We start from the raw sequence: 21625 nt of genomic DNA on the forward strand, positions 1-21625 counted from the left end.
AATGTACATCACGGCAGATAACGATTAGGAGGGTTTACATGAAGACATTAGTAAACGGCCAGTTGATTGATCGTGAAGAAGCGGCAGTTGATATTGAGGACCGCGGATATCAATTCGGTGACGGTGTGTATGAGGTCATCAGAGTGTATAACGGCGCCTTATTCGGTTTGCGTGAGCATATCGTCCGTCTTTTCAGAAGCGCCGCAGAAATCGGCATCACCCTGCCGTTCTCCGCAGAGGACATAGAATGGGATCTGCAAAAGCTCGTACAGGAAAACAAACTCATTGACGGCGGGGTCTATATACAGACGACGAGAGGGAAGGCGCCGCGGAAGCACCAGTATGACGAAGGATTGGAACCGCAGACGACGGCATACACCTTTTCAGTGAAAAAACCGGAAAATGAACAAAAAGCCGGAGCGCAGGCCATAACGGCGGAAGACAAACGCTGGCTGAGGTGTGACATTAAGAGTCTGAATTTACTGTATAATGTGATGATTAAACAAAAAGCCTATGAAGCAGGCGCTTATGAAGCGGTGCTGATAAGGGACGGAGCGGTCACGGAAGGAACCTCTTCCAATGTATACGCCGTCATAAACGGCACTGTCCGGACGCATCCTGCAAATGAGCTGATTTTAAACGGCATTACGCGGATGAAACTGTTAGAGCTGATGAAAGAAAACGGGATTGAGGTGCGGGAGAAGGCCCTTACCGAAGACGAACTCAGGGATGCGGATGAAATTTTCATCTCGTCAACGACGGCTGAATTAATCCCGATCGTAACCCTTGACGGAAAACCGGTCGGAAGCGGAGCGCCGGGACCTGTAGCCAAAACGATTCAGGAGGCTTTTCAGTCGCACATTCAGCAGGAGCTCGGCGTTCAGTCATAAGCTGAAAAAAGGCCGGAACACATCCGGCCTTTTTGCTTCAGTCAGATAAAAAGAGATTCGATATGCTGAACGAGCACACGGGAGATCTTCTCTTTTGAAAGACGATCAGGTTCAAGCATGGCATGCAGCGCCAATCCGTCGGCGATGGCGTACATTTTCTCCGCTTCGATCTCTTTATCAAGATTCGGTTTCAGAAGCTTGTTTTCATCCAGCCAGTCAATCAGGCCGCGGATATATGCCAAGATCCCGTCCTGCTGGGGATGAAACTCTTCTCCCTTATGTCTGGCATAAGCTGTGAAAGCGAACCATACCTCCATTTCAGCCATCGTTTCTTCATCTGTCGGGATGATTTCAAGCATCAGACGCACCGCTTTTTCTTTCGGCGGCAGATCTTTCATGGCAACTTCGTTAATTCTGGCGGCCGCTTTTTCTTTTACGAGTGTCATCGCATACCCTAAAAGCTCATCCTGGGTGGTGAAATAGTGCCTCAGCGCGCCTAAAGAAAGACCCGCTTCCTGGGCGATGTTTCTCACTGTCGCTCCTTCCATTCCCCGCTCCAAAATCGTCCGCCAAGTGGCTTCGGCTATTTGTTTTCTTCTTTTTTCATGATCGATTATTTTAGGCATGGTTCCAGTGTAACAGGAAATATTTTTTCTTGCAATTTTGTAATACAGTTGTATTAAATAAAAAGCAGTGATACAATGCATTTTAGAAAACGATAAGGGGGAACCGGATTGAACGCGATTGCTTGGTTGATTGTCATTTGTGAGGCTGCTTTTTGGGCGGCTGTCATCTTCGGATTGGCGGCGCGCTATATATTCAGGCGGCAAAAGCTCGGAATGTTTTTTTTCGCTCTCATTCCTTTATTGGATGCCGTACTGTTTCTGGCGGCCGCAGCTGATTTATACAGAGGGGCGGCGGCGACTATGGCGCATGCGGTGGCGGCCATTTATATCGGAGTGTCTGTCGCCTTCGGGAAAAGCATGATTCAATGGGCGGATGAGCGGTTCCGCTATTATGTGGTCAAGGAAGGGGCAAAACCGGTCAAGCGGTACGGGCTGGATTATGCCAAACATTATGCAAAAGGGTGGGGGAGACATGTATTAGCGTTTGTCATCGGCGGCGTTCTTTTAGCTGGAACGGTATTTCTCATTCAGGACGCTTCCCGCACCGAAGCGCTCAGCGTACTGTTAAAGGGCTGGTCTGTCGTATTGTGCATCGATTTTTTGATCATGGCGAGTTTTTTTGTGATGCCGAAAAAAAGAAGAAACAGCCGGGAGCTGTAAAAAAAGCAGCTTTTGATTAAGCTGCTTTACAGAAAGAATTATTTTACGATCAGCACGGGAATATCGGATTTCGATGACAGTTTTTCACTGACGCTTCCGAATAAAAGTTTTTTCAGCCTGTTCTGGTCCCGGCTCCCCATGACGATCAAATCCGCCGATATACGGTCGGCATGCTCGATAATGGCATCAGCGGGATCACCTTCTAAAATGTCGATATCCCCGTCAATCTGGCTGTCGTTCATCAGCATTCTCGCTTCCGCAACGATTTCTTCCGTACGGTCTTCATAAATCATCGGATCAGGGGAGATTCTTTCCGCCTGGAGCGGGTCAGGAACGCTTGCAATCCCGCCGCCGATATACGTTGCCCCGGCTCCCGGCCTCGGGGGATCAACAATCGTCTGGGTATCTTTTGCATTGTGGGAATGTACGACCGTTAAATCCGCGTGAAACGTTTTTGAAAGGTCTATGGCTTTTTGGAGCGCTTTTTTACTATCATCACTTCCGTCAAAAGCTGCTATCAACCGGTCCGCGTGAAACATCGGCCTCATCCTTTCAGTAAAAAAGGTTTGTTTTACAATACCCGAATGGCAGAAATGTAAAACCTGCATTGACAAAAAAAGGATTTGTTTATATGATGAAGGAACAATATAGGGAAAAAGGAGGTATGGATCATGTCAAAACTAAAGCTTGTCAACTCATCTTCAGCTGAATACCGGCGTGACTCCCATACAGCTTCCGTTTTCTGAACATTTGCTTAAAAACGGGGCAGTCGCGCATAAACGGCGGGTCTGTACCTTATTTATAATAATAAGAGGCATGGAGCTGAGGCTTCATGTCTTTTTTTATACAAAAAAATGAAAGAAAGACAGGTGTGATGCATGTGGCGGTATTAGCGAAAACAATGAAAAACAATCCGGAAAAGCTTGAGGGCGGCTGATTGATGAAAGGGGATGACGGTATTTGTTTACTGTATTAAAAAAGCTCGCGTGGTTTTTTAAAGCCTATTGGCTGCGTTATACGACAGCGATTGTTCTGTTATTGATTGTGAATGTCATTGAAATGTTTCCGCCTAAACTTCTCGGTAACGCGATAGACGATATGAAGGCGGGTGTGTTTACAAAAAGCGGGATGCTGTTTTACATATGTGTTTTTCTCGCATTAACGGCAGCCGTCTATTTACTGTCTTATTTTTGGATGTATCAGCTTTTCGGCGGGGCGAATGTCATGGAGAAGATTCTCCGTTCAAAGCTGATGGGAAGGCTTCTTCAAATGTCACCGCCGTTTTACGAGAAATACAGAACGGGCGATTTAATGGCGCGGGGGACAAATGACTTGCAGGCCGTCAGTATGACGACGGGCTTCGGGGTCTTAACGCTCGTTGATTCGACGATGTATATGCTGACGATATTTTTGACAATGGGGCTTCTCATCAGCTGGAAGCTGACATTTGCCGCGATTATTCCGCTGCCGATAATGGCGGCTGCGGTCAGCCTGTACGGAAAAAAGATCCATGAGCGGTTTACGGAAGCGCAGGATGCTTTCGGATCATTAAATGACAAGGTGCTGGAGTCAGTATCCGGCGTCCGGGTCATCCGGGCATTCGTGCAGGAAAAAAATGATGTCAGCCGGTTCGGTGATATGACGGCGGATGTATATGAGAAAAATATGAAAGTGGCGTTTATCGATTCACTTTTTGAACCGACTGTGAAGCTTCTCGTCGGCCTCAGCTATCTTATCGGTCTCGGCTACGGCGCTTATCTCGTTTTTCAAAACCGGCTGACGCTGGGAGAGCTGGTATCGTTTAACGTGTACCTCGGAATGATGATCTGGCCGATGTTTGCGATCGGAGAATTAATCAATATCATGCAGCGCGGAAATGCCTCCTTGGATCGTGTCAATGAGACGCTTTCCTATGAGCCTGACGTGACAGGACCCAAGCACCCCGCCCAAATCAAGGAGCCCGGGCGTCTTGCTTTTGAACATGTGACTTTCACATATCCGATCGGAGCTGGACCGGCGGTTTCCGATGTATCTTTTTCCGTAGAGAAAGGGCAGACACTCGGCATCGTCGGGAAGACGGGAAGCGGAAAGACGACGATCATTAAGCAGCTGTTGCGTGAATATCCGCCCGGTGAGGGAGCAATCACGTTTACAGGCGTTCCGATTCAGGAGATTCCGCTTGAGGAGCTCCGCGGGTGGATCGGCTATGTGCCGCAGGATCATATTTTATTTTCAAAGACTGTAAAAGAGAATCTGCTTTACGGACGGCAGGATGCAAACGAAGAGGAAATCGGCAGCGCGCTGAAAGATGCGCATTTTGAAAACGATATCGGCATGCTTTCCGACGGGCTTGAGACGCTTGTCGGCGAGAAGGGCGTAGCGCTCTCTGGCGGACAAAAGCAGCGCATCTCAATTGCGAGAGCGCTTTTGACCGATCCGGACATTCTCATATTAGATGATTCGCTTTCTGCCGTAGACGCGAAAACGGAAGCCGCCATCATTGACAGCATCCGTAAAAAACGGCGGCATAAAACAACGATTATCACCACCCACCGGCTCTCGGCAGTTGAACACGCAGATCTCATTCTCGTCATGGATGAAGGCCGGGTATCTGAAAGAGGCACGCACCAGGAGCTATTGGCGCAGAACGGCTGGTATCGAAAACAATATGAGAGGCAGCAGCTGTCCTCTCTTGAAGAAGGGGGGACGGGCGCATGAAGACCGGGAGAAGATTATGGAATTACGCGCTTCAATATAAGAAGCTGCTGATATGGGCGGTCGTCCTGCTCATTATTGCGGTCGGCACTGAGCTGACCGGCCCGTTTATCGGAAAAAAAATGATTGACGACCACATTCTCGGCATTGAAAAAACATGGGTTAAAGCCTCTGCGGACGATCCGGGCGCCGTCAGGTTCCGGGGGCATGATTATGTCAGGGAGGACCGGCTCAAACCGGGGGCGGACAAAACCGGAGAGGCGCACATTTATCAAGTCGGTGCGGGCTACTATTTTGTTGACCGTCCCGTCAGTTTTGACGGAAACCGTTCGGTGTCTGACGGCCGGCTGACAATATCAAACGGTAAAGAAAGCAGGTCATATCCCGCCATTACGTTATCAAGACAGGAGATTTTTCAATTTTACCGTCCCGAAATAAAAGGATTGCTGACGCTGACCGCCATTTACGCGGGACTGCTCATGTTTTCCGTATGTTTTCATTACGGCCAGCATTATCTGCTGCAGATGGGAGCGAATCGGATCATACAGCGCATGAGGCAGGATGTATTTTCACACATTCAGAAAATGCCGATCCGCTACTTTGATAATCTGCCTGCCGGAAAAGTCGTGGCCCGCATTACGAATGACACAGAAGCGGTGAGGGATTTATATGTAACGGTGCTGTCGACATTTATCACAAGCGGCGTTTATATGCTCGGCATTTTTACGGCGCTGTTTATGCTTGACGTCAGGCTGGCCGCCGTTTGCCTGCTGATTATCCCGATTTTAATGATCTGGTCGGTTGTGTATCGCAAATACGCATCCGTCTTCAACCAAAAAATCCGTTCCATTAACAGTGACATCAATGCGAAAATGAACGAGTCCATTCAAGGGATGCCGATTATTCAGGCGTTCCGCCGAGAGAAGGAAACGATGAAGGAATTTGAAGAATTGAATGAAGCTCATTTCCGCTACAAAAACAAAATGCTGTCCTTAAATTCCCTCATGTCCCACAGTCTTGTCAATGTGTTGCGCAATCTGGCGTTTGTCGGGCTGATATGGTATTTCGGAGGCGCGAGTCTGAGTGCGGCCGGAATTGTTTCGATCGGCGTTTTATATGCATTTGTTGATTATTTAAACCGTTTGTTCCAGCCGGTTACGGGGATTGTCAACCAATTTTCGAAGCTTGAATTGGCCCGTGTCTCTGCCGCCAGGGTATTCGAGCTTTTACAGGAGGAGGAAACGGAAGAAGAAGGCGCTCCCGCAGACAGAAAGGCGGAAGGGACAGTGGAATTCCGTGATGTTTCTTTTGGATATCGAAAGGGGGAAGAGGTGCTGAAACACATCAGCTTTACAGCTGAAAAAGGGGAGACGGTCGCCCTCGTCGGCCATACGGGGTCCGGCAAAAGCTCCATCCTGAATCTTCTGTTCCGTTTTTATGATGCTCAAAAAGGGGATATTCTGCTGGACGATAAAAGCATATACGGCATGTCGAGGCAGGAGCTGAGGTCGCATATGGGCATTGTGCTGCAAGACCCGTATCTTTTCTCGGGCACGATCGGCTCCAATGTGACACTCGATGATCAGCGTATTTCTTTGGAGCAGGCGGAAGAAGCGCTTCGCCAAGTCGGCGCCGCAAGTCTTCTGCAATCCCTGCCGAAGGGCATCAGAGAGCCCGTCACTGAAAAAGGCGGCACACTGTCCTCAGGCCAGCGTCAGCTGATTTCTTTTGCAAGAGCGCTTGTGTTTGATCCGGCCATTTTAATTTTGGATGAGGCGACGGCGCACATTGACACCGAAACAGAAGCAGTCATTCAAAAAGCGCTGCAAGTCGTTCAAGAAGGGCGCACGACATTTATTATCGCCCATCGGCTTTCCACGATCAGACACGCGGACCAGATTCTCGTGCTGGAAAAGGGCCGCATCATTGAAAAGGGAAGCCATGACGAATTAATGGCGCAAAAGGGGCAGTACCATCAAATGTATGAATTGCAGAAAGGAACGGCGAAGTCCGCGGTGTAATCGGAAAGGGTGAATCTAAAGATTCGCCCTTTTTTTCATTCAGTAAGCCAGTCCCACCCGTTTTCTGACAAACTGCGGGCTGATCAGCTCACGGTACAGAAAATGCGCCGTGTCTCCGACGGTGATTTCAGCGCCGTCTTCAGGAAGGCGATCCTGTTCGAACCGGTAAACTCCGGCAGCATCTCCGTCAGGAAGGTAGGTGGGACAGATGATCGTCCAGTCAAGATCCTCTGCCAGCAGCATCTCGTATACGCGGGCGTGTTCTTTTGCGGCTCTTGTTGATTTTCGTTTTGATTCTGCCGATTCAAAACGGTATTGATCAGGCATAAGCCGTGATTGAAGGATACCCGCGGTGCCGATCGTAATCAGACGCTGAACATGATGCCGTTTCATGCCGTCTATGATATGGGTCATAGCGGCTGAAAGGGTATCGTCACCGTCCGTGCCGAGACAGCTCACGACTGTGTCCGCTTTGGAAATCAATCGGCTTACATCTTCCCGCCGCCTCGCATTCCCTGTTATGATATGTTTTTCAGGAATGGGAAGGACTGTTCCGGCTGATCTGACAAGAGCGAATATCTCCATGTGTCCATGTTTCTGCGCTTCTTTTATAAAAGCCTGTCCGACTCTTCCCGTTGCTCCGAGTAAAGCGATGTTCATGTAAAAAACCTCCTCGCCGCTCATTATATCATTCAAAGCAGCGGGGAAAAGAATACCTGTGAATAAACGGGAAATGGTGGGCAACATATTCATTGACCAAAGAAACACTTACGAACTGAAACAGCTCCCAATTGACTGAGGCAATGAATGACATGTTTTCCCTCCTTTTTTCCTAGGGTATGTGGAATAGGAAAAAAGGGTGACGGCATAAAAGAAGACGCGGTATCCCGCGCCTTCTGTAAGCCATTTATTGAGTTATTGTACGCCTTGGCCGCCCATGTTCTGCTGTGCGAAAGATACTAAACGTTTCGTGATTTCTCCTCCGACAGAACCGTTTGCACGAGAAGTTGTTTCTCCGCCAAGGTTTACGCCGAACTCAGAAGCAATTTCGTATTTCATTTGGTCGATTGCTTGAGCAGCGCCGGGTACTACTAGTTGGTTTGAAGAGTTGTTGTTTGCCATTTGTATGATCTCCTTTATAAAGTAGTATGGTTGGGTTTGCTGGAATTGCACCAGCCGATGATTTTCGGAATGAAAACCATTGCCAGCTCGGCTTCACCCAATGCTGTTTGCCGCTTTGTACTACGTATTATGGTGAATCAAACGGCATCTCATTCGGAAAACGGTGTGGTAAATAGCGGAAGGAAAAAGAAAAGCCCAGCCTGGTGCGGCTGAGCTTTTAGCTTTCAGTCATATATGTGATAAAGCATTAATTCATGCAGCTCTTTTACGAGAGCCGGCTCTTCTTTTCCCGGATGTGTGTGTCCCCATTCAATGTCTCCGGACTTATGGTAAATCCCTTCGTAATGCGTACCCTGCCAGTAAAATGAAATCCGCCATCCGGGCAGTTTCTCTTTTTTGAATAACGGTTTCCAGCTGAAGTGCGAAATCATGACGTTCACGCTCCTTATGGGAAATGTTGATCTTGTTCATTGTAGCTCATCGTTCATTGCCTGTCCCGGGTAAACCAAAAAAAAGACAGCCTCACCGCCAAAGTTTTTCCGGGGCGGTGATGGACCGTTCTGATAAATACGACGCATATTCAAAATTTCTCCGTTTTGTCAGGTAATCGACCGATCTCAGCTTCGGATGGGAAAAAATGCTGCGCCCGGGGCGGGAATTGGCTTCAAACATCCAAACTTTCCCTGAATGATCGACGCCGAGGTCAAAACCGATTTCGCCGATAAAACCTTCAATGTGCTCATTTAACACGCGGCTGACCGCCAAGGCGGCTTTTGAAAGTTTCCGCATCATGCCGACTCTCTCGCGCGGATCGCCGTATAATTCAGCTAACGTCCTGACTTCTCCGCCGGTTGCCAGATGCGTCGTGATGCTGTTTTCACCGGAAATTTTTGCCGCAATGGCCGTCACTGTCCACTTCCCCTCGGCGTTTTTATTCGTGTGCACCCTGAAATCGACGGGGCGCCCATCCAGCCGGATCAGGTCAATGCCTTGCTGAATTAAAAATGCGGACGGGTCATTGTTTTCTTTAAATGATGTCATGAAGGATGCCGCATCTGAATACTCTGCCGTCACCACCGTTTTTTCCTCATTCGTGTGTTTGACAGATAAGCCGGCATCTGTTTTTTCCACCTTGTAAATCCCCGTTCCGAGTGCGCCGTCTGCAGGTTTGATATAGACGGTGTCAAACGTGCTGCATAACGTCTCTAACGCTTCTGCATTCGGGTGCAGGACAGATTTTGGCAGAAGTGAAGCGGTGAGACTGTTTTTTTCCAGAAGCTTATGAATGTCCCATTTATTAAAGAATTGCGGATTAAACCACGGAATCTGATAGTCATTCATCAGCCTTTGTTTTGTCTGCTGTAAAAGCGGAACTTCTTCCGTTTTTCGGCTCGGGAGCCTGTCATATACGACATTCGGAAGCGGGACGGCCGTCCGTTTCCAGCTGTTTTCTTTATAAATCAGCGCTTGGACGGTGCCTTCTTCCCAGTTGATTTGATGAGCACCGAAAACGAAACAATATCCGTTCGCCTGTTCATGAAGAGAGAGCATCTTGGAAAAGAAGTCTGTGCGGTCTCTTAACGGGCGGGTCGGCGATGATGTGAACCCGGCTGTGAAAACGCCGATCAGCGGACCGATGTGCACCGTCTGGCCGTGTATGAGAAAGTCAGCCCGGCTTTTATGCGGTATCAACAGCTCCTCAAACAAATCTTCAGAAAGGAGCGCGCTTTTTTCAAGTGATTGAGAAAAGGCTACACGGCATTTGACAACCTTGGTCCCGAAGGCAGCGGATAAAAGCCCTTCCCGTTTCATGGAGGAGGGGAGAAACAGCGTATTTTTGCTTTTTTTATCGATGCCGACAATCATCCCTTTATGATTCACGCGGTAATACTCCTTTCCGGCTTTCCTGTGACTGAAGTTCGCGGAAGCGTCTCAGCGGACTCGTATACAAATCCTCTTTCGCCTCCGGAGCCACGCTTAAAATGGCTTTCCGTCCCGGCTTTGAATTGACATCCAAAAGCCAGATGCGTCCGTCTTTGGCATAACAAATATCGAGCCCCAGCTCAAACAGCGGCCCGAACCGTTCGTCAAGGAAATAAGGGACGGATTGGGTGATCGAAAAGACATCATCCAATAAAACGGCCTGCTGCTTTCTCGGAATTTCCTCAAACCATGTGTCAAACTTAATCGGTTCAGATCCTCCGGGGAAATGAGATAAAAGACCGTTCTGATAACCCCTTCTGACCGCTTTTCCGACCGTTTCCCAAACGCCTGACTCAGTTTTGCGCATGAAAATGCGGATGTCGCACGGATGCCGCTCTTTATCCTGGATATTTAAGTAGGATTGAAGCAAATAGCGGTGCTGCAGCACTTTTTTGCACCAAGACTTAAAAGACACGTGATTGGAAAATGATTTTGTTTGTTTGTTTTTTCCGATATAGTAAGTGGCCGTAATTGATTTTTTGCCTGTTTCAAGCAGGATGATGCCTCTGCCTCCCGCGCCGAAAGCGGGCTTAAGTATACATGCTTTTTCCTTGGCTAAGTATGATTGCACCTGTTCATAGCGGCTGACTTCGGCCGTTTCAGGAATATAGGGACTGATCAGATGATGCTTTTGGAGCGCATCCGTGACCGTCCATTTATCAGGAAGCCCCCGGCCGATAAATTCCGTTTTCCGATATTTTTTCAGCCATTCGACGATCGGTTTGGCTTTTTGCGCTTCAGCGGATTTTCCGTAAAAACAGCGGTCGTAAATATATTCGGGAATATCGATTTCCGTTTCGTTCCACTTTCCGCTTTGCGGGTGATAGACGAGCGCTTTTACGCGCAAAGAATCCGGAAATATATCAAACGGTGTAAAGCGGGCTAAGCGCACATTATATTGAGGCGCTCTTTCAGCCAATTCCCCGGCGTAATCTTCTTCGTGCCGGCGGGATACAGACATAAAACCGAGTGTTGTCATATTATTACTCCCCCTTTATTCAAAAAGCCGCTGATGGAACGGCCCTTCCATCCAATAAATATGCTAAGCGCATCATAAAAGATGATCTACTGTAAAGAGTACGAAACAGCATCTTGCCTTATTCCTCACAAACAACAATTCAGGTTCTTCATTTGCCCGCATGCACGCCAGCCTCTATAATACGAATAGATATATCATCAAGAAAATAGAACATTAGATGGAGGCAGAAGAAGAGGAATGGGCATAGCAGGAACGTTTCTATTTATGATTGTGATCGGAGCCGCGATCGGCGCGGTGACGAATCATCTTGCCATTCAGATGTTATTTCGTCCGTACCGGCCGTATTACCTGTTCGGAAAACGGGTTCCGTTTACGCCGGGGCTGATCCCGAAAAGGCGGGATGAATTGGCAAAACAAATGGGGCTCATGGTGACGAACCACCTTTTAACCCCGGAAGGAATAAAAAAACGGCTTTTATCAGATACCGTTAAAAACCAGGCGCTTCTTTTCGCCGAACAATTCACACAAAAAATGGCCGCTTCCGAGATGACGGTGCACGAAGCTTTGGCCGCCGCGGGCATCCGGAATCCGCAGGAAAAAACGGATGCCTGGATTGACCGTTTTACCGATGAAAAGCTTTCGGAACTGTACCGGAAATATGAGCACCGCGCCATAAAAGACTGGCTTCCTGATGAGCTTCAGGAAAAGCTGGATGAAAAAGTCCCGATGGCCGCAGATTATATCCTGAAGCGGAGCATTGATTATTTTGAGAGCGAAGAAGGGAAAGACAGGCTCGGAAATATGATTGACGACTTTTTGAACTCCCGGGGGATGCTCGGCAGCATGGTGCAGATGTTCCTCGGCAATTCAAGCTTGGCAGACCGTGTGCTGCCTGAGCTGTTAAAGTTTTTGCGCAATGAGGAAACGAAAAAGCTTCTGGCTGATCTGCTTTCTCAAGAATGGGGCAAGCTCAAATCTTATACACTTTATGAGGCCGATGAAAAGTGGAATGCGAAAGATCTGCTGTTCAGCATGAAAAAGCGGGCTTTGGCCGCACTTCAAACCGCGCCCTTTTTCGAATGCCGGCTCGGTGACATCATCTCCCGTTATGAAGGGGAGATTACGGGAACGTACGCGCCGAAGCTGCTTGATGCGGCGCTCGGCAGTATTGCCGCTCATTTGGAGGATGTACTGAAACGGCTGCGTCTTGAGGAAGTGGTCAAAGAGCAGGTTGATCAGTTTCCCGTTGAACGGCTGGAGGAAATGGTGCTGTCGATTTCCAAGAGAGAATTTAAGATGATAACGTATTTAGGCGGTCTGCTCGGCGGGATAATCGGAGCAATTCAGGCTTTGTTTGTCATTCTTTTCTAAGGAAAACATACGCCGATGATGAAAGTCGCTCCGCAGTCTGTTATAGTGGAGTGGTATGTCCGAAAGGAAGAAAGGAGCGGTTACTATGGCAGTTCATTTTTATGATGCAGCATATGATCTTGAAAAAGCTTTGCGAAACAGTGATGAATACAGCCGTCTGAGAGGGCTTTATGATCAAGTAAACGCAGATGAATCGGCAAAACGCATGTTTGATAACTTCCGCAATGTACAGCTGCAGCTGCAGCAGAAACAGATGTCAGGTGAAGAAATCACTCAGGAAGAGGTAGAGCAGGCGCAAAAAACGGTTGCTCTCGTACAGCAGCATGAATTGATTTCTCAGCTGATGGAAGCGGAACAGCGCATGAGCATGCTGATCGGCGAGTTAAACAAAATCATTATGAAACCTCTTGAAGAGCTTTACGGCAGCCCGGAATAAGCTCCACACCCCTCCATCTATGAAATGGAGGGGTTTTTTTATTCAACAGAAAAATCAAGCGAACCTTTTACCGTTCCGTTAATGATGACAGACAGAGTGTGAATTCCCCGATAATGCTTGCGGGTGGTTAAATCTTTAAGGGAATGATGTTTGCTGAAGGCTTTTACGTCTCCGTTGTCCATGGCGGACTCCGACATCTTAAACACCTTGCGGCTGCGGTGCCCCCTTTTCTTTACAAAATCAATCGCGTATTCAACCCTGACTTTTTGCCGGGCGGATGAGCGGATCTGAAAAGAAAAATGTATGCATGTTCCGATGGCGGCCGTTTCCGAATTCAGTGTAAAACGTTCCAATGAAATCCGGGAGGCGTCTTCAAACCCGAAAACCGCAAGCGCCTGTTTGTCTCCTCTTTTTAACAGTGTCCTGCAGGCGTGCTTCAAAATCCAGTCCGTGTGCGGACAGCTTCCGAACCGCTCGGCTGCAATCTGTACCAGAAGATCCGGATGTGTTTTGGAGATGTCATTCAGGTTATTCGCCACGCTTTTTCTGACATATAACGAGTCATCCTGCATCAAGCGGTCCAGAACAGGGAGAATCGGGGAAGGATCGTCAAGAAGAGCCGGAATGGAGATTCCCCATGGCAGGCGCGGTCTTGAGCCTTCGCTGGCAAGCCTTCTGACATGTTCGTCCGGATGCTCCGTCCAGGAAAGGAACTCTTTGAACATCCGCTCCCGGTCAAGCCTGATATACGGGCGGACCGCAAATTCGGAAGTGGAAAAACGAGTGAAATACTGAAGCGCCTTCATTGATTCGTCCCAGTGCTCCGTTCCGTACTGTTGGACATAATCGGGAAAAATAATCCCGGCGAGCCCTGAGAAGCGGGGAGCTGTCTCATATAAGACGTCAAGCGCCCGTATGTAATCCTTCGGCAGTGTTTCATATAAAGAGTCTGTGATCCGGCGCATCCGCTGTTTTAACGTCAGTCCGGGCCAATCTTCCTGAAACATCAGCGCCCGGCACTTATCCCGCTCAAAAGCCGGATACGCCGATTTGATTCTGTTCAGAAGTGCTTCTGCAAACTCTTCGTTATAAATATCTTTTAATAGAGACATGACAGTCACCGCTTTTTTCTTTTATTATATGAGAATGTATGTTCCCTTTCAACTTTATCATACATTCAGCATAGATATTTCCTCTGATTTTTTTAGTTAAAAAAACCCTTGTTTTTTAATAATATAATTGAGATAATAACTCTGAAAGCGCCTACACTTACAGATGATCTAAGGATACGGTCGCCTATACTGCCTGGTATGTTAAGGGGTAGCAACAGAGAGTAAGTGAAACGAGCGCATCAACGGTCAAATAAGGGGTTCCTGATATATTTCGTAAATAGAAATACACATTGGGGAGAAGGCAGCAAATCGATCGTATCCCAACAAAACGACAGTTCAAAGTCTGCTTGAGGCAGGCTTTTTTGCTGCGGAGAAAAGGTTGTTCTAAACAAAGAGACAGGGTCATATCCTAATGACAAGTACAGTCATCAAGGAGGGGGACTTCTCTGTGTCAAAACAAATGCTGGCGTTAAATATAGACGGAGCGCTTCTTCGCTCCAACGGCAAACTTCATCAGACGACAAAGGATGCCATCGAATACGTCAAGAAAAAAGGAATTTACGTCACACTGGTCACAAACCGCCATTTTCGCTCCGCTCAAAAAGTGGCGAAAATATTAAAGCTGAATGCAAAATTGATTACCCACAGCGGCGCATACATTTCTGAAAAAATAGATGAGCCGTTTTTTGAAAAGAAAATATCAGAAGATCACACGTTTAATATCGTTCAGGTGCTGGAAAGCTATCCATGCAATATCCGGCTTCTTCACGAAAAATATTCGATCGGAAACAAGAAGAAAGTGAACTCCAATCTGGTCGGGAAAACGATGATTCATCCGTCTGACCCGATTTTTTATCCGGTGCAGTTTGTCGAATCATTAAGTGACCTGCTCCTTGATGAGCCGGTTTCAGCGCCCGTCATTGAAGTGCATGCCGAAGATGGTCTGCAGGCTGATATAACGGATACGATAATGAAAGCATTCCCGGCCGTCGATGTGATCCGCGTCAACGGAGAAAAACTGAACATCGTGCCTAAAGGGGTTTCAAAAGAAAGCGGACTTTCGATGGTCGCCGCTGATCTCGGGCTTTCAATGGAAGAGGTTGTGGCTATCGGCCATCAGGAAGATGATCTGCCGATGATCGAGCTGGCCGGTCTCGGCGTCGCGATGGGGAATGCTTCAAATGAATTAAAAAGAAAAGCGGACTGGGTGACAAGGTCAAATGATGAACAGGGAGTCGCCTATATGATTAAGGAATATTTCCGCATGCAGCACCGCAAAGGCTTTCTCGATAAGTTCCATATGAAACGGCCGTAATCAAGAGCCGCAGACGCGAAACGCCGGTCTGCGGCTTTTTCGCGGATTGATTTTAGCCTGTTCTTTCTGTACACTAAAGAAAGTTTTGAATCTGAAAAATAAGGTGATCACATTGCAAATAAAAATAGACGGCATCACGGATGACAGGCTGCATCGTCCGCTGCAAAACATCGCGAATTTATTTTTTGAAGAGTGTGTTCTTGCGTACGGCGAAACGGAGGAACCCTCTGATCTCGTCATCTCACTTGCCATTTCTCAAGATGCAGACAGCGTGTCGGTATCCGGAGAAATCAAAGGAACCGGCGAAAAGGAACATCATACGAAACCGCTTCTTGCCGGATGGAGCGAAAAAGAAGTATTTAAACAGGTGAAAAACACGCTGTCATACGTCTACTTAAATCTTCTTCAATCGCATACGGGCATGACACAAAAATGGGGAATCTTAACCGGCATCAGGCCTACTAAACTTCTTCATAAAAAGCTGCAGAGCGGCCTGACAAAAGAAGAGGCGCACGCCGATCTGAAAAAAGATTATCTGATACATGATGAAAAAATCAATCTGATGCAGGAGATTGTCGACCGCCAGCTCGCTGCGGTTCCTGATCTGTACCGGGTCAAAGATGAAGTCAGCATATATATCGGCATCCCGTTCTGCCCGACGAAATGCGCCTACTGCACGTTTCCGGCATATGCCATTCAAGGACAGGCGGGAAGAGTCGGCTCCTTTTTATGGGGGCTTCACTATGAAATGCAGAAAATCGGAGAATGGCTGAAACAGCATGATATCAAAGTGACGACCATTTATTTCGGCGGCGGCACGCCGACAAGCATTACCGCTGAAGAAATGGATCTTTTATATGAAGAGATGGTCCGCTCTTTCCCGGATGTCACGAATATCAGGGAGATTACCGTTGAAGCGGGCCGACCCGACACGATTACGGAGGAGAAGCTGGCCGTTTTAAATAAGTATAAGATTGACAGAATCAGCATCAACCCGCAATCTTATGAAAACGAAACGCTTAAGGCCATCGGCAGACATCATACAGTTGAAGAAACCATCGAAAAATACCATCTTTCCCGCAAACACGGCATGAATAACATCAACATGGACCTGATCATCGGCCTGCCGGGAGAAGGGACGGCTGAGTTCAGACACAGTCTTGAAGAAACGGAAAAGCTGATGCCTGAATCTTTGACCGTTCATACGCTTTCTTTTAAACGGGCGTCAGAAATGACGAGAAACAAGCATAAGTATAAAGTTGCCGACAGACAGGAAGTGTCCCGCATGATGGATGACGCCGTCCGCTGGACAAAAGAGCACGGGTATACGCCGTACTACTTGTACCGGCAGAAAAACATTCTCGGAAACCTTGAAAATGTCGGCTACTCCTTCCCTGGTCAGGAAAGCATCTACAACATTATGATTATGGAAGAAGTGCAGACGATTATCGGTATCGGCTGCGGCGCGGCAAGCAAATTCATTCATCCGGAAACCGGAAAAATCACGCACTTCGCCAATCCGAAAGATCCGAAATCATATAATGACCGATTCGAGCATTATACAGAAGAGAAAATCAAATACTTAGATGAGATGTTCGTTAAATCTGCATTATAATATCAAACACGGCACGGAATCAGCGTGCCGTTTTTTTATGTTTAACCGTCTGTAAAAACGGGAAAAGACCATCAGACTGTTATTCGTAAGAGGTGTAATTATGTATGATGTCATTGGAGCGGGAATCGGGCCGTTTAATTTAGGGCTTGCCGCATTATTAGAGGATATACCCGGAACAGACGCTCTTTTTTTCGATAAAAAGAAAGAATTTGCGTGGCATCCCGGTCTATTAATTAAAGGGACGGATTTACAGGTGGCGTTTCTGGCGGACCTGGTCACGCTCGCCGATCCGAAAAGCCGCTACACGTTTTTAAACTTTCTCCATGAACATGACCGGCTGTACCGGTTTTATACGTTTAATGAATTTGATATTCCGAGACGGGAATTTAACGACTATTTGAGCTGGGCGGCTTCAGAAATCAAATCATGCCGTTTCGGCTCAGAGGTAATCGGCGTGAAAAATGCCGGCGGACATTATGACGTCAGCGTCAAGAACATTGAGGACGGAAGCATCAGTGTCTATCAAACGAAGCATTTCGTCATGGGGACGGGGTCTGAACCGCTTATTCCCGCAGAGATTGCTGGCGAAGCGCGTCAGGACACGATGGTCAGCACGGAATATTTGTTTCGGAAAGACGAGCTCGCCGGCGCCGAATCAATTACGGTGGTCGGCTCCGGACAGAGCGCCGCGGAGATCTTTTCTGACTTATTGCACGATGAACAATACCGCCGCAGCCGGCTGCAATGGGTGACACGATCCGCCGGATTTCGAGAATTGGAAACCGCCAAGCTCGGGCAGGAAATGTTTACACCTGATTATGTGGAATATTTTAACCGCCTGCCTTTTAAAGAACGGCTGAACACGCTCCCTGAGCTGGACGGACTGCGCCACGGCATTGATTCTGACACACTTGCCGCCATTTACGATGCCCTGTATCACAGATCGATCAGCGGAGGTTCGCCTGACGTGTATATTCAGCCGATGGCGGAGCTTGAAAAAATTGAAAAGCAAAACGGGCGCTGCGTACTGAGCTTTCATCAATGGCAGATGGATGAAACCTTTACGGCCGATTCAGAAAAAGTGATATTGGCGACCGGCTTTAAACCTCTTATTCCGGAATGGTTTACGGCAATTGCCCCCGATATCGAATGGGAGGATGAGAAACGGTTTAAAGTGACGGCCGATTCCCGTCTTATCTTTAAGGACGACAGGCGGCATCATTTTTTCACATTAACGAATCTTGATCATGCTCACGGAACAGGCGCTACGAATTTGAAGCTGTCTGTTTACAGAAACCAAAAAATCATCAATACCATTCTGGGGAAAGAGCATTTCTCCATTAATAAAAAAACGGCTTTTCAGCAATTTCTTCCCGCTCAAAAAAACTGACCCCTTATGAAGAGGTCAGTTTTTTTTATGATTTCTGCGGTTTCTTTTCAGGCGTCTTCCATTTGAACACGCTGTTCAACAGGAGATATATCCGCTTCGATTCTTTCGTGAGCAAAGGACCGAAGATGGCCAGTATCAAAACATATAAGGCGGCGAAAGGTTTAAGTGAAGCGGACAGGCCGCCGGCGATGCCGAGATTTGCGACGATAATGGAGAATTCGCCGCGTGACACAATGGTCAGCCCGATATTGGACGATGCTTTATGAGAAAGCCCCGCCCGGCGTCCGGCGATCATGCCGGCGATAAAGTTTCCGGCAATCGTCAGCAGAACGGCGCCGAGGGCAAGCCATACCGCATCTCCGAGTGAAAACGGATCAATGCTGAGACCGAAGCTGAAGAAAAACATGGCCCCGAAAAAGTCACGGAACGGCACGACAAGGTGCTCAATCCTGTCAGAATGGGCCGTCTCCGAAAACACGAGTCCGAGCAAGAGCGCGCCGATCGCTTCAGCGACATGAATCGTTTCGGAAAAGCCGGCAATGAAAAAGAGCGCTGCGAAAATAACGATGACAAATACCTCGTTTGAACGGATATCAAGCAGCTTGTTCAGCAGAGGCGGCAATTTTCGAGCGGCAATGAAAAACAGCAGCATATATCCGAAAGCGATTACGATTGACATCAGCGCGCCTCCGACAGACGTCGCGTCTCCCAGAACAAGCCCGGAGACGACGGACAAGTAAACCGCCAGAAAGATATCCTCAAACATAATGATGCCGAGAATCAGTTCCGTTTCCGGATTGGCCGTGCGTTTTAAGTCGACAAGCACCTTTGCGACAATGGCGCTTGATGATATCGTGATGACACCCGCCAATACAAGCACTTCCAAAAAGGAAAAGCCCGTGATAAAGCCGTAGATCAGCCCTAAACTGAAATTAATCAGAATATAAATCGTTCCGCCGGCGGCGATTGAACGTCCGGATTTGACTAATTTTCCGACCGAGAATTCAAGCCCGAGGTAAAAGAGGAGGAACAGGACGCCCATCCGTCCGAAAAATTCAATCACTTCCCGGCTTTCGATAAACGTCAGGTCAATGATGCCCGCTTGGGGCGCGTGCGGCCCGACGAGCATTCCTAAAATGATCAGGAAGGGGATGATCGAGAATTTAATTTTATTGGCGATGACACTCGCAATGGCCACAAGAACTAACGCCGTACCGACTTCAAATACGAGATGGTCCATAAACAGATCACACTCCGTCTCTGGAGAGGAAGTCTTGGATCAGCTTTTTCAGATGCTTTCTTTCACCTGAGAGGACGAGTGTATCGTTTGCTTCAAGGAGCGAATCAGCGCCCGGGTTTAAAAGCTTTTTCTGGTTATGCTTAATGATGGCGATGACCGTCACGTCATAGTTCTGCCGCACATCCAGTTCGCCGAGCGTCCGCCCTGCCGCTTTTGCCCCTTTTTCAACTTTAAACCATTCGATAATCAGATCGTTGAACGCCATTTCAATCGATTCAAGCGCCTGCGGTTTATACACCATCCCGCCGATAATCGCGGCAATTTGTCTAGCTTCCGCATCATCAAGTGAAATGCTTGCCAGAAGCTCATCAGGGTCGCGGTCATCAAATCTGTAAATTTCCCGCCTGCCGTCATCATGAATGATGATCGTCATTTTTTCATGATTTCTCGTTTCGATTTCGAATTTTTTCCCGATGCCGGGCAGATCGTTTTCTTTAATATTCATAAAAAATCCCTCCGGAATATACTGTTTTTACACCGTAAATACAGATTGGCAATGAGAAATGGTCTGATGCCGGAGGTAATTTGACTGGTATTGTATCGGAATGGCGCATGTCCTTTCCATTGTGGAATCAATGAATTGATCAAGAGGTTTGACAGATAACAGGGAGATCATCCGGGATAACGCACCGTATCCTTTTGACAGGCCTTGCGGAGCGGTTTTGGTTTGAACCGGCGTCTTTGCCGAATCCGTTTCCTGCGGGTAAACCGAAATTTGTACATGGCTGTCTGTTTCTGTCACCAATTGGGAAGGAAGAGCGACATCCGAAGGGGGGAACAGCACCATAAAAAAGCTCAGTAACAAGCTGAGTATCACATATTTCATTATCGGCGTTTTTCCCCCCTTTTGTTTTGTATATCAATTTCACTATATAAAAATGTATGTTCAGTTTCAAATGATATGCATTTTTCGGTATCTGTTGACCTTGAAAAATAAAGGAGTTTCGCTTCGGGGGAAGGAATATATCATTTGAACAAAATATGTAAGCGGATTCAAGGGGGATGTAAACATGCAGTATATTCGTTATGAAGAAAAGGGAAAGATCGCGGAGATTGTGCTGAACCGGCCTGACAGTTACAATGCGCTGAATGAACAAATGCTCCGGGAATTGGAAAATGCATGCGTGATGGCAGCCGACAGTGAGGCGCTTATCGTGCTTTTACGGGGGGAAGGCCGGGGATTTTCCGCGGGCGGTGATATTCAGATGATGACGTCTGATCATGATTCAGGAGAATATGAACGGCTCATGAAAATGATCGAATCCATTACGCTGACCCTCTATGATATGAAAAAAATTGTGATTGCCGCCATCCACGGAGCCGCGGCGGGGCTCGGGCTGAGTTTCGCGCTGTGCGCCGATGTGGTGCTCGCCGAAGAAAACGCCCGCCTCGCGATGAATTTCATCGGCATCGGATTGGTTCCCGATGGAGGAGGCCATTATTTATTAATGAGACGCGTCGGTGAGATCGAAGCGAAAAAACTGATTTGGAGCGGTGAAAAATTGCCTGCTGAAAAAGCGGTGCGGCTCAAGCTTGCCGACGGGCTGTTCAGCGGCGGCCCTGCGGAGGGGGCACAACCGTATATCGACCGATTGCTGCATGCGCCGCTGTCAGCGATGATTGAAACGAAGGCTATTTATCAGAGCCTCCATATCAGCCGGTTAAAAGACGTTTTGTCTCTTGAACGAAAGGCCCAGGAAAATATGAGAAAAACGGATGATCATAAAGAGGGCATCCGCGCCTTTTTAGAAAAACGGACGCCGCAATTTAACCGGTAAAATACAGAAGCCGGAAAGCTTCTGTTATCTGTGGAATAAAATCAGCTTTCCGGCTTCATTTACCAAGCGATGAGTACTGTTCTCAAGCTTTTTTTCCTTCAATAAAGCCTCTCCGGCGGCCTTCGCCTCCGCCTCATTATCCGCTTCGATCCGTTCATTCAGCAGCGTTTCTCCCGACGCATGGAATGCGGTCAATACATATTGTCCCATCATGTCACCCCCTTTATAGAATGATATTCTGATAAAGAATTTAAAATCCTCCATTAATTTTTACCCATTATTAGTATATAATGGGTCAAGGAAGGAGTTGGA

At 47.7% G+C, this 21625-nt stretch carries 23 protein-coding genes; 10 read left to right on the forward strand and 13 right to left on the reverse strand.

Going from position 1 to position 21625, the window contains the following annotated elements; genetic code table 11:
* The first annotated feature begins 38 nt into the window (after positions 1-38).
* Positions 39-890, forward strand: coding sequence for a D-amino-acid transaminase (dat, locus tag J6600_RS04945; RefSeq protein WP_014417308.1), 852 nt, complete (start codon positions 39-41; stop codon positions 888-890).
* A gap of 41 nt (positions 891-931) precedes the next feature.
* On the opposite strand, the gene J6600_RS04950 is transcribed toward dat, so the two are convergent.
* Complete coding sequence (locus J6600_RS04950; RefSeq protein WP_014720932.1) at positions 932-1516, reverse strand: TetR/AcrR family transcriptional regulator; 585 nt, start codon at positions 1514-1516, stop codon at positions 932-934.
* 108 nt (positions 1517-1624) lie between these two features.
* On the opposite strand from J6600_RS04950, the gene J6600_RS04955 reads away from it, so the two are divergent.
* On the forward strand, positions 1625-2176 hold the full coding sequence (locus tag J6600_RS04955; protein WP_014417310.1) for a hypothetical protein: 552 nt from the start codon (positions 1625-1627) through the stop codon (positions 2174-2176).
* Between the two features lie 38 nt (positions 2177-2214).
* On the opposite strand, the gene J6600_RS04960 is transcribed toward J6600_RS04955, so the two are convergent.
* Complete coding sequence (locus J6600_RS04960) at positions 2215-2715, reverse strand: universal stress protein (RefSeq protein ID WP_003155289.1); 501 nt, start codon at positions 2713-2715, stop codon at positions 2215-2217.
* Positions 2716-3136: 421 nt separating this feature from the next.
* Here J6600_RS04960 and bmrC point away from each other — a divergent pair, with 421 nt between their 5' ends.
* Both bmrC and bmrD read left to right on the forward strand, forming a co-directional pair.
* On the forward strand, positions 3137-4894 hold the full coding sequence (gene bmrC, locus J6600_RS04965) for a multidrug ABC transporter ATP-binding protein BmrC (RefSeq protein ID WP_209388057.1): 1758 nt from the start codon (positions 3137-3139) through the stop codon (positions 4892-4894).
* Positions 4891-6912, forward strand: coding sequence for a multidrug resistance ABC transporter ATP-binding protein/permease BmrD (gene bmrD / locus J6600_RS04970; protein WP_106080393.1), 2022 nt, complete (start codon positions 4891-4893; stop codon positions 6910-6912). The genes bmrC and bmrD overlap by 4 nt, the downstream gene beginning before the upstream one ends.
* A gap of 39 nt (positions 6913-6951) precedes the next feature.
* Here the strand turns inward: bmrD and J6600_RS04975 are convergent, their stop codons facing one another.
* The 6 genes from J6600_RS04975 to J6600_RS04995 all read right to left on the reverse strand — a co-directional run bounded on the left by J6600_RS04975 (position 6952) and on the right by J6600_RS04995 (position 10996).
* Entirely contained in the window at positions 6952-7572 is a 621-nt protein-coding gene (locus tag J6600_RS04975; RefSeq protein WP_014417314.1) for an NAD(P)-dependent oxidoreductase, read from the reverse strand.
* Between the two features lie 28 nt (positions 7573-7600).
* A complete protein-coding gene (locus J6600_RS19545) occupies positions 7601-7726 on the reverse strand; it encodes a hypothetical protein (protein ID WP_007610363.1) in 126 nt (41 codons plus the stop codon).
* Positions 7727-7827: 101 nt separating this feature from the next.
* Complete coding sequence (locus J6600_RS04980; protein WP_007610368.1) at positions 7828-8034, reverse strand: alpha/beta-type small acid-soluble spore protein; 207 nt, start codon at positions 8032-8034, stop codon at positions 7828-7830.
* Positions 8035-8258: 224 nt separating this feature from the next.
* A complete protein-coding gene (locus tag J6600_RS04985; protein WP_012117190.1) occupies positions 8259-8474 on the reverse strand; it encodes a YheE family protein in 216 nt (71 codons plus the stop codon).
* A gap of 82 nt (positions 8475-8556) precedes the next feature.
* Positions 8557-9915, reverse strand: a complete 1359-nt coding sequence (locus J6600_RS04990) for a YheC/YheD family endospore coat-associated protein (RefSeq protein WP_022553605.1) — start codon at positions 9913-9915, stop codon at positions 8557-8559.
* Positions 9905-10996 (reverse strand): YheC/YheD family endospore coat-associated protein, encoded by a 1092-nt coding sequence (locus tag J6600_RS04995; RefSeq protein WP_014417317.1) that lies wholly within the window; start codon positions 10994-10996, stop codon positions 9905-9907. Before J6600_RS04995 ends, J6600_RS04990 begins: the two co-directional genes overlap by 11 nt.
* A 237-nt stretch (positions 10997-11233) precedes the next feature.
* On the opposite strand from J6600_RS04995, the gene J6600_RS05000 reads away from it, so the two are divergent.
* A complete protein-coding gene (locus tag J6600_RS05000; protein ID WP_014417318.1) occupies positions 11234-12367 on the forward strand; it encodes a DUF445 domain-containing protein in 1134 nt (377 codons plus the stop codon).
* A gap of 85 nt (positions 12368-12452) precedes the next feature.
* Positions 12453-12803 (forward strand): YlbF/YmcA family competence regulator, encoded by a 351-nt coding sequence (locus J6600_RS05005; RefSeq protein WP_014720937.1) that lies wholly within the window; start codon positions 12453-12455, stop codon positions 12801-12803.
* 38 nt (positions 12804-12841) lie between these two features.
* Here the strand turns inward: J6600_RS05005 and J6600_RS05010 are convergent, their stop codons facing one another.
* Positions 12842-13915, reverse strand: coding sequence for a DNA alkylation repair protein (locus J6600_RS05010; RefSeq protein WP_209388058.1), 1074 nt, complete (start codon positions 13913-13915; stop codon positions 12842-12844).
* Between the two features lie 448 nt (positions 13916-14363).
* Here J6600_RS05010 and J6600_RS05015 point away from each other — a divergent pair, with 448 nt between their 5' ends.
* The 3 genes from J6600_RS05015 to J6600_RS05025 all read left to right on the forward strand — a co-directional run bounded on the left by J6600_RS05015 (position 14364) and on the right by J6600_RS05025 (position 18235).
* The gene (locus J6600_RS05015; protein ID WP_007409237.1) at positions 14364-15230 is read left to right on the forward strand and encodes a Cof-type HAD-IIB family hydrolase; all 867 of its coding nucleotides are present in this window, start codon (positions 14364-14366) and stop codon (positions 15228-15230) included.
* Between the two features lie 112 nt (positions 15231-15342).
* A complete protein-coding gene (locus J6600_RS05020) occupies positions 15343-16845 on the forward strand; it encodes a coproporphyrinogen III oxidase (RefSeq protein ID WP_209388059.1) in 1503 nt (500 codons plus the stop codon).
* Between the two features lie 100 nt (positions 16846-16945).
* Positions 16946-18235, forward strand: a complete 1290-nt coding sequence (locus J6600_RS05025) for a lysine N(6)-hydroxylase/L-ornithine N(5)-oxygenase family protein (RefSeq protein ID WP_209388060.1) — start codon at positions 16946-16948, stop codon at positions 18233-18235.
* 25 nt (positions 18236-18260) lie between these two features.
* On the opposite strand, the gene J6600_RS05030 is transcribed toward J6600_RS05025, so the two are convergent.
* The 3 genes from J6600_RS05030 to J6600_RS05040 are packed head-to-tail and all read right to left on the reverse strand — an operon-like array spanning position 18261 to position 20361.
* Complete coding sequence (locus J6600_RS05030) at positions 18261-19475, reverse strand: cation:proton antiporter (protein ID WP_003155266.1); 1215 nt, start codon at positions 19473-19475, stop codon at positions 18261-18263.
* 7 nt (positions 19476-19482) lie between these two features.
* The gene (locus J6600_RS05035; protein ID WP_012117200.1) at positions 19483-19980 is read right to left on the reverse strand and encodes a cation:proton antiporter regulatory subunit; all 498 of its coding nucleotides are present in this window, start codon (positions 19978-19980) and stop codon (positions 19483-19485) included.
* Between the two features lie 27 nt (positions 19981-20007).
* Positions 20008-20361 carry a hypothetical protein gene (locus J6600_RS05040; protein WP_014417322.1) on the reverse strand — a complete coding sequence of 118 codons (354 nt, stop codon included), beginning with the start codon at positions 20359-20361 and terminating at the stop codon, positions 20008-20010.
* Between the two features lie 184 nt (positions 20362-20545).
* Here J6600_RS05040 and J6600_RS05045 point away from each other — a divergent pair, with 184 nt between their 5' ends.
* A complete protein-coding gene (locus tag J6600_RS05045) occupies positions 20546-21313 on the forward strand; it encodes an enoyl-CoA hydratase (protein ID WP_007409232.1) in 768 nt (255 codons plus the stop codon).
* Between the two features lie 24 nt (positions 21314-21337).
* On the opposite strand, the gene J6600_RS05050 is transcribed toward J6600_RS05045, so the two are convergent.
* Positions 21338-21523, reverse strand: a complete 186-nt coding sequence (locus tag J6600_RS05050) for a YhzD family protein (RefSeq protein WP_015239502.1) — start codon at positions 21521-21523, stop codon at positions 21338-21340.
* Positions 21524-21625: the final 102 nt, after the last annotated feature.

Source organism: Bacillus sp. LJBV19 (assembly GCF_017797845.1).
GTDB classification, from domain to species: Bacteria; Bacillota; Bacilli; order Bacillales; family Bacillaceae; genus Bacillus; species Bacillus velezensis.